At 74.4% G+C, this 18,462-nt stretch carries 13 protein-coding genes and 1 pseudogene; 4 read left to right on the top strand and 10 right to left on the bottom strand.

The features are described 5' to 3' along the window. Window positions 1–35 precede the first annotated feature (35 nt). A complete protein-coding gene (locus tag ACFZDK_RS42390) occupies window positions 36–1,193 on the top strand; it encodes a PLP-dependent transferase (protein ID WP_390980963.1) in 1,158 nt (385 codons plus the stop codon). Window positions 1,194–1,293: 100 nt separating this feature from the next. Here ACFZDK_RS42390 and ACFZDK_RS42395 read toward each other — a convergent pair whose 3' ends face one another. The 5 genes from ACFZDK_RS42395 to ACFZDK_RS42415 all read right to left on the bottom strand — a co-directional run bounded on the left by ACFZDK_RS42395 (window position 1,294) and on the right by ACFZDK_RS42415 (window position 10,167). Then, window positions 1,294–2,664 carry a GNAT family N-acetyltransferase gene (locus tag ACFZDK_RS42395; RefSeq protein WP_390981065.1) on the bottom strand — a complete coding sequence of 457 codons (1,371 nt, stop codon included), beginning with the start codon at window positions 2,662–2,664 and terminating at the stop codon, window positions 1,294–1,296. A gap of 150 nt (window positions 2,665–2,814) precedes the next feature. After that, on the bottom strand, window positions 2,815–5,478 hold the full coding sequence (locus ACFZDK_RS42400) for a DUF6493 family protein (protein ID WP_390980965.1): 2,664 nt from the start codon (window positions 5,476–5,478) through the stop codon (window positions 2,815–2,817). Further along, a complete protein-coding gene (locus ACFZDK_RS42405; RefSeq protein ID WP_390980967.1) occupies window positions 5,475–6,908 on the bottom strand; it encodes an SWIM zinc finger family protein in 1,434 nt (477 codons plus the stop codon). Before ACFZDK_RS42405 ends, ACFZDK_RS42400 begins: the two co-directional genes overlap by 4 nt. Before the next feature lie 141 nt (window positions 6,909–7,049). Then, on the bottom strand, window positions 7,050–8,630 hold the full coding sequence (locus tag ACFZDK_RS42410; RefSeq protein ID WP_390980969.1) for an alkaline phosphatase D family protein: 1,581 nt from the start codon (window positions 8,628–8,630) through the stop codon (window positions 7,050–7,052). Between the two features lie 106 nt (window positions 8,631–8,736). Then, window positions 8,737–10,167 (bottom strand): aminotransferase class I/II-fold pyridoxal phosphate-dependent enzyme, encoded by a 1,431-nt coding sequence (locus tag ACFZDK_RS42415; protein WP_390980971.1) that lies wholly within the window; start codon window positions 10,165–10,167, stop codon window positions 8,737–8,739. Window positions 10,168–10,214: 47 nt separating this feature from the next. Between ACFZDK_RS42415 and ACFZDK_RS42420 the strand changes: the two are divergent. After that, window positions 10,215–11,114, top strand: a pseudogene (locus ACFZDK_RS42420) (EamA family transporter); the annotation flags it as partial. Window positions 11,115–11,555: 441 nt separating this feature from the next. On the opposite strand, the gene ACFZDK_RS42425 reads toward ACFZDK_RS42420, so the two are convergent. Together ACFZDK_RS42425 and ACFZDK_RS42430 are read right to left on the bottom strand one after the other, a co-directional pair. Beyond that, complete coding sequence (locus tag ACFZDK_RS42425; protein WP_390980973.1) at window positions 11,556–12,386, bottom strand: alpha/beta fold hydrolase; 831 nt, start codon at window positions 12,384–12,386, stop codon at window positions 11,556–11,558. Window positions 12,387–12,519: 133 nt separating this feature from the next. Further along, a complete protein-coding gene (locus tag ACFZDK_RS42430) occupies window positions 12,520–13,167 on the bottom strand; it encodes an NAD(P)-binding domain-containing protein (protein ID WP_390980975.1) in 648 nt (215 codons plus the stop codon). Between the two features lie 121 nt (window positions 13,168–13,288). On the opposite strand from ACFZDK_RS42430, the gene ACFZDK_RS42435 reads away from it, so the two are divergent. Then, the gene (locus tag ACFZDK_RS42435) at window positions 13,289–14,173 is read left to right on the top strand and encodes an RNA polymerase sigma-70 factor (protein WP_390980977.1); all 885 of its coding nucleotides are present in this window, start codon (window positions 13,289–13,291) and stop codon (window positions 14,171–14,173) included. Window positions 14,174–14,413: 240 nt separating this feature from the next. Continuing rightward, the gene (locus ACFZDK_RS42440) at window positions 14,414–15,175 is read left to right on the top strand and encodes a UTRA domain-containing protein (RefSeq protein WP_390980979.1); all 762 of its coding nucleotides are present in this window, start codon (window positions 14,414–14,416) and stop codon (window positions 15,173–15,175) included. A gap of 171 nt (window positions 15,176–15,346) precedes the next feature. On the opposite strand, the gene ACFZDK_RS42445 is transcribed toward ACFZDK_RS42440, so the two are convergent. From ACFZDK_RS42445 to ACFZDK_RS42455, 3 genes are all read right to left on the bottom strand, one after another. Further along, window positions 15,347–16,504 carry an ROK family protein gene (locus ACFZDK_RS42445; RefSeq protein ID WP_390981067.1) on the bottom strand — a complete coding sequence of 386 codons (1,158 nt, stop codon included), beginning with the start codon at window positions 16,502–16,504 and terminating at the stop codon, window positions 15,347–15,349. Window positions 16,505–16,605: 101 nt separating this feature from the next. Further along, on the bottom strand, window positions 16,606–17,256 hold the full coding sequence (locus ACFZDK_RS42450; RefSeq protein ID WP_390980981.1) for a response regulator: 651 nt from the start codon (window positions 17,254–17,256) through the stop codon (window positions 16,606–16,608). Between the two features lie 14 nt (window positions 17,257–17,270). Further along, window positions 17,271–18,425 carry a histidine kinase gene (locus tag ACFZDK_RS42455; protein ID WP_390980983.1) on the bottom strand — a complete coding sequence of 385 codons (1,155 nt, stop codon included), beginning with the start codon at window positions 18,423–18,425 and terminating at the stop codon, window positions 17,271–17,273. Window positions 18,426–18,462: the final 37 nt, after the last annotated feature.

Raw genomic sequence — 18,462 nt, forward strand, 5'->3', positions numbered from 1 at the left:
GCCCGCATGGCCCGCCCGATGTTCACCCTTCCGCCATGGACTCCGTGAGCATCCGTGACCACGTATCCGGCGCCCCGCGCGCCCTGGCCACCGAGGCCGTGCACGCCGGCCGTGACGACCTCGCCCGCCAGGGCCTGCACACCCCGCCGATCGACCTGTCGACCACCTACCCGTCGTACGACAGCCGCGCCGAGGCCGCCCGCATCGACGCCTTCGCCACCGACGGCGCGGACCCCACGGGACCCCCGGTCTACGGCCGGCTCGGCAACCCGACGGTCGCCCGCTTCGAGACCGCCCTCGCCCGCCTCGAGGGCACCGAGTCCGCCGTCGCCTTCGCCAGCGGTATGGCCGCCCTGTCCGCCGTCCTCCTCGCCCGGGCCGCGACCGGCCTGCGCCATGTCGTCGCCGTACGGCCCCTGTACGGCTGCAGCGACCACCTCCTCACCGCCGGTCTCCTGGGCACCGAGGTCACCTGGACCGACCCGGCCGGCATCACCGACGCGCTGCGCCCCGACACCGGCCTGGTGCTGGTCGAGTCCCCGGCCAACCCGACCCTCGCCGAACTCGACCTGCGGGCCGTCGCCCACGCCTGCGGCACGGTCCCGCTGCTCGCCGACAACACCTTCGCCACGCCCGTGCTGCAACGCCCCGCCGCACACGGCGCACGTCTCGTCCTGCACAGCGCCACCAAGTACCTCGGCGGCCACGGCGACGTCCTGGCCGGGGTGGTCGCGTGCGACGAGGAGTTCGCCGGGCAGCTCCGGAAGATACGGTTCGCTACCGGCGGCGTCCTGCACCCGCTCGCCGGCTACCTCCTGCTGCGCGGCCTGGCCACCCTCCCCGTCCGGGTCCGCGCCGCCTCCGCCACCGCCGCCGAACTCGCCCGCCGCCTCACCGCCGACCCACGCGTCGCCCGCGTCCGCTACCCGCGCCTGGGCGGCGCGATGATCGCCTTCGAGGTGTACGACGACCCGCACGAGGTCGTCTCCCGGGTACGGCTGATCACCCCCGCCGTCAGCCTCGGCAGCGTCGACACCCTCATCCAGCACCCGGCGTCCATCAGCCACCGCATCGTCGACGCCGACGACCGCCGCAGCGCCGGCGTGAGCGACCGGCTGCTGCGGCTGTCGGTGGGTCTTGAGGACGTGGACGATCTGTGGGCGGACCTGGACTGGGCACTAGGGGCGCTCTAGCGTGCCCCCTTGGGGGCGCGGGGCTGCATTCATGTGCGGCTACCGCCGCGCGGGCGCGACCAGCCACAACACACCCGCAGCCGTCGCGCAGCCCCACCCCCTACGGCGCTTCGGTCCTCCCCACCGTCCCCATCGCTCCCACCGCATCCCCCGGCTCCACCGGAACCGGCGCCAGCCGCGCGGTGATGACGAGCGTGCCCTCCTCGATCTGATAGTCGAGCGGCAACCCCAGCGCCCGCATCGCCGCCACCATCCCGGTGTTGGACGCCTGCGTCACCGCGTACACGCTCTCGCAGCCCGCCTCGACGGCCATCCCGACCAGCCGGCCCAGCAGTTCACCGCCGATACCGCGCCGCTGCCAGTCGTCCTCCACGAGCAGCGCGACCTCCGTCTCGTCGCCGTCCCACAGCAGATGGCCGAGGCCGACGATCCGGCCCGACGCGGTCTGCACCGCCAGGGTCCGGCCGAACCGCGGGCTGAGCAGGTGGTTCAGATAACGGTCCGCGTCCCCGACCGGCCCGTGGTAGCGCAGCCCGAGCGTGCGCGTCGAGCACCGCTCGTGCATGGCCTTGGCCGCCTCCAGGTCACCGGTGTCGGCCCGGCGCACGGTGATCGCGTTGCCCTCGGGCAGCGTCAGCACGTCCTGGCTGCGCGGGATGCGCGGGCCGAGCCGGGCATCCAGCTCCACCAGTGCCCGCGCCCGCGCGAACTCGGTGGGCGTGAACGGCAGATACGGCCGCTCCACGGTGATCACTCCGCCTTCCGGTGCGCGCAGCCGCATCACGGTGTCCTCCAGGACCCCTTCGACGGGTACCGTCTCGGGGCTCCGGGCCCCGCCGACCGGATGGGCGGGGAGTGAACGGATGGTGCACCGTCCCAACAACTGCCGGAGGGCCAGCGGAAGTTCCGCCGCGTCCAGCGCGGTACGGGTCGCCAGGCCGAGGACCCTGGTCGGGGCGTCCACCAGATCGTGCGCGTCGGCCCGCTCGATCCAGGTGTCCGTGCCCCCGGCCAGCGCGACCGCCCGGGTGATCTCACCTGCGGTCAGCTCACCCGGGGCCCGCAGCAGGAACTCGTCCACCGTGCCGTCGCCCAGCGGATGCGTCTGCAGGCTGAGGATGTCCACCCGGTGCCCGGCGAGCCCGGTGCACAGGGCGGCCAGCGATCCCGGCTCGTCACGCACCGTCGTCCGCAGCCGCCACAGCGTGGTGTCCCCGCCGGCCCCGGCCTGTCCCGTCGTGGAGACGGTCGGCCGGGTGCCGGTATCGGTATCCGTCACCGGCGGTGCGTGACCTGGGCGCCTCGCCCACCAGACGTGGAAGCCCGCGGTCGCCGCCAGCACCAGCGCCGAGATCACCAGCAGGGCCGGACCGCCGGGTCCGTGGCCGATCAGGTTCGCCGCCGCGTCCGCCACCGCGACGGCCGTGAACAGGGCGGCGAGTTCGACGACGTCCCGCCGCCAGTGGTGCACGGGCCGTCCGTGCCGTGCGCGTGTCACATCAGACATGTCTCGAGTCATGCATCCACTGTGAAGGAAGGGTGTTGCGTGATCACGAACGCTCTGTGACCGATGGGTAAAGCATGCTTATGTTCTTTTTGCGTACTTTTTTGCTGCTCCTCGTCAGGCAGCCGTCTCCTCGGTCAGCGCCTCCCGGAGCCGACGGGCCTGGACCACCAGCCGGGAGGAGCCGCGCCGGGCCGCCGCCTGAGCGAGATGGGGCAGCACACCGCGTGCCCCGGACCGCTCGGCGCACTCGGCGGCGACCGAGAGCAGCTCCCCGAGCCCGCGCGCCGAGGCCGGCACGGTCGTGCCCGCCGTCGCGAGGTCGGCGAGCTGCACCGGCAGGGTGTGCCGGAGCATCTCCCATATCGTCGTGTTCGCCCCGGTGGCCGCCGCCGTCCGCGCCGACTCGGCCAGCCGCAGCGGCTTCACCGCACCCCGCCGGACCAGTTGGCCCAGGTCGGACCCGAGCCGCTCCGCGTCGAGCTGTCCGCGCGCGGCGAGCACCAGCAGCGCGTCCACCGCGGTCAGCCGGTCCTCCGCATGCCGGGCGCCCAGCCCGTACGCCAGGCACAGATGCGTGCTCTCGCCCGCCGGGCCGCCGGACTCGGCGAGCAGCGGGAGGGCGGCGGCCATGCCCCGCTGGTCGTAGAGGGCGGCATGGGACAGGTCGTGCACCAGCCGCACGGCGACCAGCTCGCGCCGCTCCGGGAGGGTGGCCAGCCAGTGCCGGTGGTTCTCCTGGCCCGAGTGGTGGCAGTACCGGTGCGTGCCGAACACCTTGACCGGCCAGCCCAGCCGCCGGAACTCCTCGGGGAAGTCCGCCTGGAGTTCCGGGATGTCACTCGGCTCGACCGGGATCCGCGGCTCCTCGGTGAGGCGCTGTGACGTGGGCAGGACGCGTTCCTCGGCGGACAGCCAGCGCGCGAGCCTCCTGCCTTCCCGCGTACCGAGTCCGGCCGCCCGCTCGGCCGCCGCCCGCGCCGCCGCACGGTCCTCGCGGCGCACTCGGAACAGCGCCTGCGCGAAGTCGGCGTCACCGACCCGGGCACCCAGGCGTCGGTAGACGTCGAGCCGGTCGACCAGGTCGCCCGGTTCGAGGAGCCCTGTGTTCCACGTGGGCGTGGCCAGCAGCAGCGGCTGCGGATCCGTCCGTATCCGGTGGGCGAGTTCGCGGAGCCGGACGTCGAACACCCGGGAGAACTCGCTGTGCGGGCACTTGCGCTCGGCCGGACCGCGCTGCAGAGCGGCGAGCAGGGTGTGGGTGCCCACGACCCCGTACAGCGTGGCCATCAGCAGTTCCAGGCCGTCCCGGGCGGCGAGCAGTCCGTAGCGGGTGTTGCCGAAGTACTCCTCGGTCTGCCACCGGTCGCGGGACTCGGGCTGCTTCCACCAGCGGGTGGCCGCCACCGGTTCCAGCGCCTCCCGCAGCGCGTCCTGGTCGCGGTGGGCGTGCCGGGCCAGACCGTCCAGCGCCCGCTCGAACGCGGCCACGTCCCCGTCGGACGCCAGCAGGGCCGAGACCTCCTCCGCGAGTTCCACCACCGAGTCCGGTGCCGACGCGAGCCGGAACGGCTCCGGAGCCGGCGGCAGCACCTCCGCGTACGCCTGGGGAGCCGATGCGGGCGCGATCCCGAGGGCAGCGGCGGCACGGACGCGGAGAGCCGGGCTCAACTGCTCGGCCGCGCCCGCGATCTCGACCTGGGCCGCCGAGCCGTCGGTGAGCCTCTTCGCATGCCGCTCCACCAGCTTCAGCGCCCGCTCCTGCACCTGGGTGTCCTCGTGCCCGAATGCCTGGGCCACGGCCGGCAGCAGCTCCGGCGCCGCGGACGCGTCGCGGGTGAGCACCTTGCCGAGCAGTACCAGCTGGGCGCGCACCAGTTTCTTCTCGGCCCGGAACAGCAGCCCTTCGGAGGCCTCGGCCAGCTGTCGCGCGGTGAGCTCGTCGTCGAGCGCGAGTGCGGCGAGGACCGACTGGGCGTGGGCGGCCACGGGGGAGGCGGCGTCGCGTGCGAGGGCGGACCAGTCGGCGACGCGCTCGCGCTCCTCGTCCCGGGTGAGGGCCAGCTGGACCAGGAGCGGAAGGAAGACCCGGTGGTCCGTCGGGCCACCGCCGCGCAGCAGACGGGCGACACAGGCGTCGACGACCGCCTTGCGGTCCAGCGTGCCGGCCTGGGTGAGCTCCGCGAGGCAGCTCTGCCACGACCCCTGCCCGTTGCCGAACAGCCACCGGACGTTGCTGAGATCGGTCAGTTCGAACAGACCCGCCACCAGTGGCGCCAGATCCGGTTCCGCGCGCAGTCGGTCGACGAGGGGGACGCGCCCCCAACTGTGGCCGATGTGCCTGACCCAGCCGACCACATAGGCGTCCGTCACCGGCACCTCACACCCCGAGGTGCGTACCAGCCCCGCCATCAGCTCGAACGACACGTCCGCCGAGACCGGCCGGGCGGCCAGCCGCCGGGCCACATCCGCCAGCCAGCCGGTGTCCCGGTCCGCCAGCGCCTTCAGCAGCGTCTCCGCCGGCGTCTGCCGCCAGCGCATGTCCGCACCCGCGATCCAGGTCGCGGCGGCCGCGGCCCCCGAGTGGCACATCGCGCCGGCCACCTGGAGGGCCGGGTACACCCGGTCGTTCCGCTCGGTCCAGGGCGTGGCCCGCAGCTCCTTGCGCAGGTTCTGCAACTCCGGCAGGAGCTTGCGCCGTTCGGCATCCGTCATCCTCTTCAGCAGGAGCTCCGTCAGTCCCGTCCGACCCGCCCGCACCGCTTCCAGCACCTCGCTCATCGCGCACCCCCGCCGATCTCCGCCATGTCCTGTCCGAAGTCCTGCCCCGCGTCCTGCTCTGCCGTGGCGCCCCGCCGCACCATCCGCACCGCCAGCGCGTGCTTGCACGGCCCGCGCCCGCCCCGGTACTTCGCCCACCACAGACAGCTGCAGCTCAGCACCCCCGCCGCGTCCCGCACCCGGTGCACATGACCGTCCTCGGCCGTCACCGTCCCCAGATCGCCGTCCACGGCCACCGCGCCCGCGGCCACCAGCGCCCGGGCCGAGCGCAGCCGCGGGTTGTGCCGCTCCACGCGCCCCGCGTCGTAGGGCAGTTCGCGGTGGAAGTAGGCGGCCTCGGCCGTGTCGTAGCCGACCCGTCCCGAGGTGCCGAGGCGGACCAGGGCCGCGCGGACCCGCTCCGGGGCGAGGCCCGAGGAGGCGGCCAGGTCGGCGACGTCCACGCGGGGCTCCCAGGCCAGCAGCACCGCGATCAGCTCCGCGTCCTCGGCGGCCTCGTCGGTGGCGAGCGCGTCCAGCACGCCGCCCTCGCCGGAGAACCCGCGGGCCGCGTCCGGCGACAGCGTCAGGGTGAGCCGCATGCCGGGCAGCACGACCTCCCAGGCGGCGGCGGTACCGGAGGCGGCGAGGGCGCCCTGCGGGCCGTACACCCGCAGCGCCGTCGCATGGCGCAGGACCTGCTGCAGTGCCGCGAGCCGCTCCGGGCCCGGCAGGCACACCGCGCCCGGCACCGGGCGGGTCGTCGGCCGCAGCCCCCGGCCCGTCGGCACCACCCAGCGGGGACCGGCCGCGCCCCGGCGTCCCGTGCCGCCGCGGGGGAGCGAGCGCAGGAAGCGCACCGCCTCGTCCGCCGGGAGTTCGGCGCGCAGGTCGAACCCGGCCGCTATGACCTGTGCCTCCGCGAAGCCGCGCAGCCAGCGGTCCGGGAGCGGCACCTTCTTCTCCACCACCGGGCCGTCCAGTGTGGTGACCGCCAGTTCCTCGGGCCCGACCCGCAGATGGAGCGGGTCGTCCGTGCCGAGCCGGGAAAGCGCCTCCCGCAGCGGGTTGTTGACGTCGACGTTCGTCGTGCCGTGCCCGACCTCGCCGCCGTCCAGGCCCGGACGGAGGACGTCCAGCCGGGCGTACACCCCGCCGCAGCCGGAGAAGGACTCGAAGCGCAGCCGGTCGCCGTTGCCGGTCACCACCGGGTCCAGCGAGGCGCGCAACTGCGGCTGGTAGTAGCGCGCGGCCGCCACGTCGGCCACCGCGAGCAGCCCGGCGGCGGCCACCTGAGGCGAGGTCAGAAAGCCCGCGAAGAACCGCGGGTGCTCCGCCGTCCCGGTGGGTGTCGCACCCCGGGAGGTCTCAAGACCGAGACGGTGTCCGTCGGCGGCGGAGCGCAGCACGGAGGGTTGGCGATAGGCCACGGCCTGTGAAGATCGCGTCATGGGAAAAACCGTAGAGGCGACCACTGACAATCGGCTCTGACCTGCGAAAACACCCTGTTCCAGGGTGAGTTCGGGGGATGCGGCAGGGCCGCGCACCGGGGGATGACGCCGGGGCGCGGCCCTGTGCAGAGCGTACGGGAGTTACTGGCCGACCCGGCCCGGCTGCAGGGTCTGGGTGAACAGCACGGTGCCGTCGTACTCGCGCAGACGCACCGTCAGTTCGCCGCTGTCGCCGTCGATGTCGACCTCGCCGAAGAACTGGTAGCCCTCCGCGGGTGACACGTTCGAGGCGGTCGGCGCCTTGACGAACACCCGGTCGGGGCCGAACGTGCCGTCCAGCGCGTTGGCCGGGAAGGCGCCGGCGTTCAGCGGGCCGGAGACGAACTCCCAGAACGGCGCGAAGTCCTTGAACGCGGCCCGCGACGGGTCGTAGTGCTGGGCCGAGGTGTGGTGGACGTCGGCCGTCAGCCACACCGTGCCGGTGATCTTCCGGTGCTTGATGTACCGCAGCAGCTCGGCGATCTGCAGCTCACGGCCGAGCGGCGCGCCCGGGTCGCCCTGGGCGACGGCCTCGAAGTTCGCCTTGCCCTCCACCGGGTCGGGCACGACCAGGCCGAGCGGCATGTCCGCGGCGATCACCTTCCACACCGCCCGCGACCGGGACAGCTCGCGCTTGAGCCACTCCAGCTGCTCGGCGCCGAGGATGCCCTGCGGGTCGGTCGTCTGGTTGTCGGGCGAGTTGGCGTTGCGGTAGGTCCGCATGTCGAGCACGAACACGTCGAGGAGCGGGCCGTGGTGGTGGACGCGGTAGATCCGGCCGTCGGGACGGCCGCTGATCGTGGAGATCGGGAAGTACTCGGAGAACGCCTGCCGGGACCGCAGCGCCATGTCGTCCAGCTTGGTGCCGGCCGGGTAGGCGGTGCCGGTGCCGATGACCTCGCCCGGGTACCAGTTGTTGCGGACCTCGTGGTCGTCCCACTGGATGACGTTCGGCACCTGGGCGTTGAACCGGCGCAGCGCCTGGTCCAGCAGGTTGTAGCGGAAGTTGCCGCGGAAGTCGTCCAGCGTGACCGCGACGTGCGACTTCTCCTCCGAGGTGACGTTGCGGTACAGGCTGCCGTCGGGCAGCGCCTGGGTCGCCGAGATCACGCCGTCGGCGTAGATGTTGTCACCGCTGCACAGGAAGAAGTCGGGGTCCAGCTTCGCCATCGCGTCGAAGATGCGGTAGCCGCCGATGGACTCGTTGATGCCCCAGCCCTGTCCGGCCAGGTCGCCCGACCACACGAACTTCACGCCCTGACGGCGGCGCGCGGAGGCCGTCCGGAAGGTGCCGCCGACCGGCTCGCCGGTGCGGCGCGGGTCGTCGGGGTCGGCGAGCAGTACGCGGTAGTGGATCTGCTCGCCGGACGGCAGCCCGTGCAGCCGGGTGGTGCCGGTGAAGTCGCTGTCGGATCCGAGCAGCGGACCGTGCCACCTGCGGGCGTCGCGGAACGACTCGGTGGCCGAGGTCTCCACGATCATCCGGGCCGGCCGGTCCGAACGGACCCACACCAGGCCGGAGCCGGCGGTCACGTCGCCCGCCTGTACGCCCCAGTCCGCGCGGGGCCGCCCGGACAGTGCGAGCGCCGGCGCCGAACCGAGCGCCGTGGGCAGGGTCAGGGCCGCCGACGCGGCGAGCGAGCCGCGCAGCACGCTGCGGCGGCCGGGGAGCGAAAGGGACATGGAAGGGCCTCCAGGGCGGGATCCGGCCAGTTGTGCACCGCCACAACTACTGGGGCGCCGCAGCGCGCACGGAAACCGCAAGTGAACAACTGATCGGCCGGGAAGGTCACCCGGCAACCGCTTCCGCCATCAGCCGCACGCCCTCCCGGATCCGCGCCGGCGGCAGATGCGCGTACCCGAGCACCAGCCGTACGGTGGAATCGTCGCTCCTCGCGTGCGCGCACTCGCCGAGCGGACGCACCGCCACCCCCGCGGCCGCCACCCGCCGTACGAAACGGCTCTCCGGCCCGTAGCCCTCCGGCAGTTCGGCGATCGCGTGCAGCCCCGCCGCGATCCCCGACACGCGCGCGTGCGGGAAGTGCTCGGCCAGCGCGGCGACCAGGGCGTCCCGCCGCTCGCGGTAGGCGCGCTGGCAGCGGCGCAGCTGCCGGTCGTAGTCGCCGCGTGCCACGAACCGGGCGAACGCCGCCTGGTCGAGGGAGGGATGCCCGAGGTCCATGGTCCGTTTGCGGTCGACGACCTCGTCCGCCAGGGACTCCGGCACCAGCAGCCAGCCCAGCCGCAGGCCGGGGGCGAGGGACTTGCTGACCGATCCCGCGTAGGCCACCCGTTCCGGGTCCAGGCCCTGCAGGGCGCCGACCGGGGCGCGGTCGTAGCGGAAGTCGCCGTCGTAGTCGTCCTCCAGCAGCAGGCCGTCCACCGAACGGGCCCAGTCGAGCAACCGGGCGCGGCGGTCGGCGGAGTAGGCGATCCCGGTCGGGTACTGGTGGGCGGGCGTCGTCACCACCGCGCGCACGCCCGACGCGCGCAGCGGGCGCAGGGCGAGGCCCTCGTCGTCCAGGGGCAGCGGTACGGCGCGTGTCCCGGCGGCTTCGTAGAGACCGTCGTGCTGCGGGCTGCCGGGGTCCTCCACCCCGATCTCGCGCAGCCCGCGCGCGTGCAGCACGGATCCGAGCAGGGCCGCCGCCTGTGCCACTCCGGAGACGACCACGATCCGCTCCGGGTCGGCGGCCACGCCCCGGCGCCGGGCCAGCAGTTCGGCCAGGGCCGAGCGCAGCCGGGGCAGCCCGCGCGGGTCCGGGTAGCCGAGGTCGCGGTGCGGGAGTTCCGCCAGCACCTCGCGCTGGGCGGCGGCCCACGCGGCGCGCGGGAACAGCGACAGGTCCGGCGACCCCGGTACGAAGTCCACCCGTACGCCCGCCGGGCGTGGCGCGAGGTCCCGCGCGCGGGGCGACGCCGCCCGTACGGCACCGCCCACCCAGGTGCCCGCACCCCGGTCGCTGCGCAGATAGCCCTCCGCCGTCAACTGCTCGTACGCCTCCGTGACGAGCCCCCGGGACACGCCGAGGTCCCTGGCGAGGTCCCGGCTCGACGGCAGCCGGGTGCCGGGTGCGAGCCGTCCCGCGCGGATCGCCTCGCGCAGCGCCGCCTGGAGGGAACGGCCACGCGCGCGTGCCGGTGCCGAGGCGGCCGGGAGCAGCAGTTCCCACGCGGCCGAGCCGGGCAGGCCGTCCGGATTGGTCCCCGATGACGTCATGGAAGTGGACCTTAAACCGGACCGCCCGCGTTCCTAGCGTCGTCCTCATGAACGCGACCACCACACGCGGCGCCGCTCTGACCGCGCTCGCCTACGTCCTCGTCGGAGGTTCCTTCACCGCCAACAGCGTGCTGGGCCGTTATCCCTACGCGGGCGGCCAGTTCGTCCGCTACGCGCTGGCCTGTCTGCTGCTCCTGCCGTTCGTCGGGCCCGGTGCGGCAGAGCGGCTGCGCGGCCTGGGCGTACGTGCCTGGCTCCGGCTGTCCCTCCTCGCCGCCGTCGGGATGGTCGGCTTCAACCTGGCGATCCTCGCCGCCGAGCGCACCGCGGAACCGGCGGTCCCGGGCGTCTTCGTGGGCTGCGCGCCGGTGGTGGTCGCGGTCCTGGTCCCGCTCCTCGACGCGCGCCGGCCCCAGCACCAGGTGTTCCGCGGGGCGTTGCTCGTCGCGGTCGGCGCCTTCGCCGTCCAGGGCTGGGGACGGACGGACGCGCGGGGCATCGCCTTCTCGATCTGCGCGCTCGCCGGTGAGGTCGGGTTCGCGGTGCTGGCCGGGCCGGTGCTGCGGGCGCTCGGGCCACGGCTGCTGACCGCCACGGTGTGCGCCCTCGCCGCGGCCGAGGCGGCGGTGGCCGGGGTGGCCGGGGTGGTCCTCGACGGCGGGGCGTGGCTGCGCAGGCCCGACGCCACGGAGACGGCCGCGCTGCTGTGGCAGGCCGCGGTCGTCACCGTCGTCGGCTTCGTCTGCTGGTACATGGGCGTTCAGCGGATCGGCACGGAACGCGCCACCCTCTTCACCGGCCTCGTCCCCCTCGCCGCCGTCTGCACCGCCCCCCTCGTCGGCACCGGCTCCTACGGCCCCGCCCAGGCCGTCGGCAGCGCCCTGGTGGGCGCGGGCGTCGCCCTGGGCACGGGAACGCTGCCGCGCCCGGGCGCCCGGTCGGCGGCCGAGGGAGCCGTGTGCCGCGCTGACGATCGGTCGGTGGCCGAGGGAGCCGTGCGCCGCCCGGGCGACCGGTCGGCGGGTCCGGGAGCCGCGCGCCGCTTTCGCCCGTGGTCGGTGGCCGCGGATCTGTGGCGCCGTCCGCGCGACCGGTCGGTGGTCGCGGGCGTCGGGCGCCGTCCTGCTCACCGGTCGGCGGTCGCGGGAGTTCTGGGTCGCCTCGGTCGTCGGTCGGCGGCGGGAGCCGTGCCCCGCCGCACCCGTGAACCGGTCCCCGCGGGGACCTCGCCCTCTCCGAGCCCCCGGACGGTGGCTCCCGGAGTCGTGGCCCGATTCGGTGGCCGGGCAGCGGCTGCCGGGGGCTTGCGTCGGTCTCGGACGGCGGGAGTCGGCCGATCTTCGCAGGGTCCCGAGGGCGCCGGTGGCCGGTCCCGTGCCGGTCGGCCGTCAGCGGCTGCCGTCGAGGATGACACGGGCGACGAGGGCCGGGTCGTCGTTCATCGGGCAGTGGCCGCAGCCGGGGAGCCGGACCAGGCGGGCCTTGGGGATGATCAGCTTGGCCCGGACGCCCTGGCGGCGTACGAGCAGCATGTCCCGGGTGCCCCAGCCCACGGTGACGGGGATGCCGGGGATGTCGTCGCTGAACTGGACGGCGGCGCCCGCCCGCAGGGTGTCGGCGAAGCCGGTGGCCTGCGCGAGCGCGAGCGTCTCGGCGACCACCGCCTCGGGTGAACGGCGCGCCGGGCGGGCGTAGATGGTGCTCGTCAGGGCCGTCCGCCCGGCGGCCGACCGGGACAGCCGCTCGACCAGCGGCAGCGGCAGCCGTTCGGCGATCCGCCGCATGGAGATGAGCACACCGAAGGCGTAGCGCCGTTCGGCCTGCGACCAGAACCCGGCCGGGGAGAGGGCGGTGACGGACCGGACGAGCTTCTCGCGGCCCAGCTCCAGCGCCAGCAGTCCGCCGAGCGAGTTGCCCGCCACATGCGGCCGTTCCAGCTCCAGCGTCTCGAACAGCGCGGCGAGCACGGCGTTGGTCGTCGGGAGGTCGTAGGCGAGGCCCGCGGGCAGACCGGGGGAGGCGCCGAAGCCGGGCAGGTCCACGGCGATCACGTCCCGCTCGGTCGCGAGGATGTCCACCACCGGGTCCCAGGCCTGCCGGTGATGCCCTATGCCGTGGATCAGGACCAGCGGCTCGCCCCGGCCCACGCGCGCGTAGGAGACGGTCACGTCCTGCTGGCCGTGCGCGGCCGGGACCTTGAAGGAGACGGTGGCGGACATGGGGGCTCCTCGTCTGGGACTGCGGCGGGATGCCTGGGACTTCGGTGGACGCCGTGCCGTAGACAGCTTGTCAGCAATTGCTACTCACGGGTAGTCCCCGGCGGGGTGTGTCGTGCGCCGCCCGCGCGGGCCGTCAACGCGCCCCGCGCAGCTCCAGGTTGAAATCGGGGTGCCCGAAGCGCTGCATGAGGGAGACCCACAGCGGCAGCCACATCTCCACCGCCCGCGAGGCCTCGATCCCGCCCAGGTCCAGCACCCGCTCGGCGGGCCAGCCGAACTCCCCGAGCAGCGCGGTCACCTGGGCCTTGGCATCGGCGTCCGCGCCGCACACGAACAGGTTGTGCGCACCGGGCACCCGCGCCGGATCCACCATCACCTGGCAGTTGACCGTGTTCAGCGTCTTCACCACGCGCGCGTGCGGGAACGCCCGCTGGATCTGCTCGCCCACGCTGTCCGACCCGACGGGATCCAGCCGTATTCCGCCGTCCTCGATCGCCAGCGGATTGGAGACGTCGATGAGGACCTTCCCGGCGAGATGCTCCGCGCCCGCCGCCTCCAGCGCCGCGAGCGACACCCGGCCGCCCACCGCGTTGACGACCACCTCGGCGGCGGCCGCGGCATCCGCGAACGTACCGGCGCCCCCGCCCGTCGCCCGGGCCCACTCCAGGGCGGCCGGATTGCCCTCGCTGCGCGAGCCGAGCGTCACCTCGTGCCCCAGCTCCACCAGCTTCCCGCCCAGCGTGCGGCCTACCTCGCCCGTGCCCAGCACCGCGTACCGCATCGGTGACCTCCCGTGTCCCCCGCCGGCCGTCGGCGGTCCGCCGATCATTCTGGGCCGGGCGCGCGGGGGACGGAGCGATTCCGCCTGGACACGGGGAAACGTGTCGGGATGGGATGGGGCCGTGACCGCCGACACCCTGACCGACGTCTTCGAGGAACACCGTCCCGCGCTCATGGGGGTCGCCTACCGCATGCTCGGCCGCGTGGCCGACGCGGAGGACGTGGTCCAGGACGCCTGGCTGCGCTGGTCCGGCGCGGACCGCGGCGACGTACGCGAACCGCTCGGCTACCTGGTGCGCATCACCACCCGGCTCGCCATCGACCGGCTCCGCCAGATCCAGGCCCGCGGCGAGACCTACGTCGGCCCCTGGCTCCCCGAGCCCTACGTCACCGACTTCGGCACCACCGCCCCCGACGCCGCCGACCGCGCCGAACTGGCCGACTCCGTCTCGCTCGCCGTCCTCGTCGTCCTGGAGTCGCTGTCGCCCCTGGAGCGCGCCGTGTTCGTGCTGCGCGAGGCCTTCGGGTACCCGCACGCCGAGATCGCCGCGATGCTCGACCGGGGCGAGGCCGCGGTGCGGCAGCTGGCCGGCCGCGCCCGCCGGCACGTCGACGAGCGGCGCACCCGCTACGAGGTCGACCCGGCCCGGCGCAGGGACCTGACCGAACGGTTCCTCGCCGCCGCGGCCGGCGGCGACCTGGAGGGGCTGATGGCCCTGCTCGCCCCCGACGTGCGCCTGGTGAGCGACGGCGGCGGCAAGGCGTCGGCGGCGCTGCGCGTCATCGTCACCCCCGGCAAGGTCGGCCGGTTCCTGCTCGGCGTCGCCCGCAAGGAGGGTGCCGGGATGTCCTTCCGCTTCCTGGAGGTCAACGGCGGCCCGGCGGTGCTCCTGCTCGCCGACGGCAGGCCCGACAGCGTGTTCCAGCTGGACGTCGACGGGAGCGCCGTCCGGGCCGTCTACATCATCCGCAACCCCGACAAGCTGCGGTCCCTCTCCGGCCTCTGACCCCCTGCGCCCGGCGGCTCCCGCACCGCGACGGGAGCTTTGCCGCCATGTCACGAAAACGCCCCCGTGCGAACGCCTCATGAACGGTGCATGGCACCGCTTTCTATGCGTTGCCCCAGGGATCGAGGATTGGTCTTGACCAAGGGTGTGCGCCGCCCTATGGTCGCAGATAAGTACAACAACCTTTAATAAACAAGGGCGCTAAAACGCCGCCGGACCACGGCGATTGCGGAGGACAGGGTGGGGACCACGCAGCTGGAATCGGTGCCGGAACCGAAGTACTGGCATCTCAAGACCGTGCTCAGTGAGGCACTGGACTCGGAGTTCTCGGTCGGCGAGATCCTGCCCAACGAGCGCGACCTCGCCGCCCGCTTCGGGGTGGCCCGCGCCACGCTCCGTCAGGCCCTCGAACAGCTCGAACTGGAAGGCCGCCTGCAGCGCCGCCGCGGTGTCGGTACGACGGTCGCGCCCCCGCGCATGGGCGTGGCCGTGGGCACCGGCCAGCACGCCTGGCCCGGCGCCCCCGAGGACGCCTGGCAGCCCGTCGACTGCACCCTCGCGGTGCCGCCAGCCGCCGCCGCGGCCGCCTTGGAGACCGGCGCGGAGGAGCCCGTGCACATCGTGCGCCGCTCCCGCGTCTCGCACGGCCAGCCCGTCGCCGCCGAGCTGCTCTACGTCCCGGCCGCCTCGGTCCCGGACCTGACGGCGATCGACGCGCCCTCCGGAGCGGCACGCGCGCGGGCGGTGCTGCGCGAGCTGCAGCGCCTGGAGCTGGACGGCCAGAACCGCGCTGTGGAGCTCGGCTCGGCCCGCGCGGACGATGCCAAGGAACTCGACCGCCTCCCCGGCGCCCCGGTCCTCGTCGTCACGACCCGCTTCCTCGCGGCCGGCCGCGTCGCCGCGCTCTCCAGCGCCACGTACCGCGCCGACACCTGCCGGCTGACCTTCGGCGACTCCGGCGGCGTCGAGATCCACCACGGCCCCGAGCAGCAGGCCTCGTAGCCACCGCGCCGGAACCGGCCGCACGGGATCCGAACGCGCCGGAGCGGACCGCGCGGGGACCCCGAGCACGCGGACCGAACGCGCGGGGACAGTGCGTACGGCAACCGAACACGCGGTATCAGCACGCGCCCCGGATTTCCTCCGGGGCGCCTCGCATGCCGGGGCGGGCGCTCAGCGGCGTGCGGTGACCGTGCCGTCCACCGCGAACAGCTGCTCCTCCACATGGTCGAGGGCCAGCCGCAGCGCCCCCGTCGCCACCGCCGCCTCGCCGAGGAGCGACAGGGCGACCCGGGGCGGACGCAGGCAGTAACGGGCCAGTTCGCGGCGGAGCGGCTCCAGGACGCCGTCGAGTCCCGCCGCCCAGCCGCCGATCACCACCAGCTCCGGGTCCAGGGCCAGCACCAGCGCGGCCACGTCGTGGACCAGCCGCTGGATGAACCGGTCGACGGCGGCCCGCGCCCGCGCGTCCCCCTTGCGGGCCAGCGCGAACACCTCGGCGACCGCCTGCTCGTCCAGCGGGTGCAGCGGCTCGTCGGTCGTGGACAGCAGCGTCTCCGGAGTCACCTCCCGGCCCAGCAGATGCAGCGCGCCGATCTCCCCGGCCGCCCCGCCGTAGCCCCGGTGCAGCCGCCCGCCGATCAGCGAACCGGCGCCCGGACTGAGTCCGGCCAGCACCATCACCACGTCGTCGGACTCGGTGGCGGCCCCCTTCCAGTGCTCGGCCACGGCCGCCGCGTTGGCGTCGTTCTCCACCAGCACCGGGCACTTGAAGGACCGGCTGAGCCGCTCGCCGAGGCGCAGCCCCGTCCACTCGGGCAGCGCGGTGCCCAGCCGTACCGTGCCGTCCGCCTCGACGATGCCCGGCGTACCGACCCCGACGGCCCGCAGCGAACTGCGCGCCACCCCGGCCCGGCGCAGCAGTTCGGCGACCGCGGTCCGCAGCCGCTCCAGCCGCTCGTCCGCGTCCGCCGTCTCGTCGACGTCCTTGGCCTGCGCCCCCAGCATCCGGCCGTCCAGATCGGCCAGCAGCGCGGCGACGCGGTGCGGGCCGATCTCCAGGCCCAGCAGATGCCCGGCCTCGGCCCGGAACCGGAACCGCCGGGCCGGCCGCCCCTGCCGCCGGGCCGCGCCCTCCTCGGCCGCCGTCTCGACGACCAGACCCCCCTCTATGAGCCCCTCGACGACCCCCTCGACCGTCGGCCGGGACAGCCCCGTCACGCGGGTGATCTCCGTGAGCGTCGCGCAGTCCGTGGCACGCAGCGCGTGCAGCACCACTGCGGAATTGATCCTTCGCAACAGAGACGGATCACCGCCGGTCAGCCCCGCCAACGTCCGTCCTCCCAGCTTGCCGAGCGTGTTGGCCGGATCGTACTTCCCCACCGACTTCCCCGGCGAGTGTCCGGCGCTCCCTACCTGCCGAGGAATAGCGATCAGCGCGGCGCGACGAACCCCGACTCGTACGCCGCGATCACCGCCTGGGTGCGGTCCCGCGCCCCGAGCTTCGCCAGCACGGCCCCCACATGGGACTTCACGGTCTCGGTCCCGACGAACAGCCGCCCGGCGATCTCGGCGTTGGACAGCCCCTGGGCCATGAGCCGCAGCACCTCGGCCTCCCGCTCGGTCAGCCGTGCCCACCCCAGCCCGTCCCGCCCGCCGCCCTCGCCGTACCGGGCGGCGAGCTGCCGTACCGAGGCGGGGAAGAGCAGTGACTCGCCCTCGGCGACCAGCCGTACCGCGTGCACGATCTCGGCGGGCCGGGCCCGCTTCAGCAGAAACCCGTCCGCCCCCGCGCGCAGCGCCTCGTACACGTACTCGTCGTCCTCGAACGTCGTCACCACGAGGATCTTCGGCGGCTCGGCGACCGTGCGCAGCACCGCGCGCGTGGCCTCGATCCCGTCCAGCAACGGCATCCGTACGTCCATCGCGACCACGTCCGGCCGCAGCTGCCGCACCAGCGGGATCACCGCCGCCCCGTCCGCCGCCTCGCCGACCACCTCGATGTCGGGCTGAGCCTCCAGCACGGCCCGCAGACCGGCGCGTACGAGGGGTTCGTCGTCGACGAGGAGAACGGTGACCGGCATCCGGCCAGCGTAGATCAGCGCACCGGCAGCTCGGCGTGCACCTGCCAGTCGCCCCCGTCCGGTCCGGTCCGCGCGCTGCCCCCGAGCAGGGCCGCGCGCTCGCGTATCCCGCGCAGCCCGCTGCCCCGCCCGGGCCCGGGTATCGGGCCGGGGAGCGGATTGCGCACCTCCAGGCCGAGCACCCCGGCGGTCACGGTCACCCGGACCCGCACCGGCACCGGCCCCGCGTGCCGCAGCACATTGGTCAGCGCCTCCTGGAGGATCCGGTAGCCCTCCCGGGAGACCGGGCCCGGCACCGTCTCCAGCGGGCCGGTGACCTCCGCGTCCACCTTCGCCCCCGAGGCCCGCGCGGACTCCAGGAGCCGGTCGGCGTCGGTGAGCGTGGGCCGGCCGCTCACCGGCCGCCGCTCCTCGCGCAGCACGCCCAGCACCCGCTCCAGGTCCTCCAGCGCGCCGCGGCCGGTGTCCTCGATGGCGGCCAGCGCCCGGTCGGTGAACTCCGGATCACCCGCCGCCCGGGCCGCGCCCGCCTGCACCACCGCCACCGTCAGCGCATGCCCGATGGAGTCGTGCAACTCGCGCGCGATACGGGTGCGTTCCAGCAGTTGCTCGGTGCGCTCCTCCAGGGCCGCGAGCCGTTCGGCGGCGGACGGGCCGAGCAGCCGCCGGGCGATCGCCGTGATCAGCTCCCCGAAACCGACGACCGCACCGTAGAGGGCGATCAACGGGAGCGGGACCAGCAGGGCGAACGCCCAGTGCGGCCGGGCCGCGTCGAGCAGGGGGAGGCCGCCGGGCGCCCGGCCCGCCGCGAGCCGGGCGAGGTCGAACGCGATCGCCGGCAGCCACACCGAGACCAGCGCGCCCGCCGAGCCGAGGAGCATCCGCGCCTCCAGCCACAGCACCGTGCGCCCCCGGTCCCGCCAGGTCGCCGACGGCGTCTCCGAGATCCCCGAGTCCGCCTCGCCCGGCGTGAGCAGCAGCCGCGCCTGCACGCCCTCGCCCCGGCGCACGGCGGGGATCAGCCCGACCGGGACCAGTACCAGGGCCGGCACCCACGGGGTGGACGGGTCGACGAACAGCCAGAGGCCGACGACGAGCAACGGCACCCACAGGTGCAGCAGTCGTGTGTACGTCGTCCCCCGCAGCAGCGGGCGCAGAAAGCGGGCCATGCGGACAGCGTGACAGGCGCCACTGACAACGGGCCTC

The sequence above is a fragment of the Streptomyces sp. NPDC007901 genome, assembly GCF_042959465.1.
GTDB lineage: Bacteria > Actinomycetota > Actinomycetes > Streptomycetales > Streptomycetaceae > Streptomyces.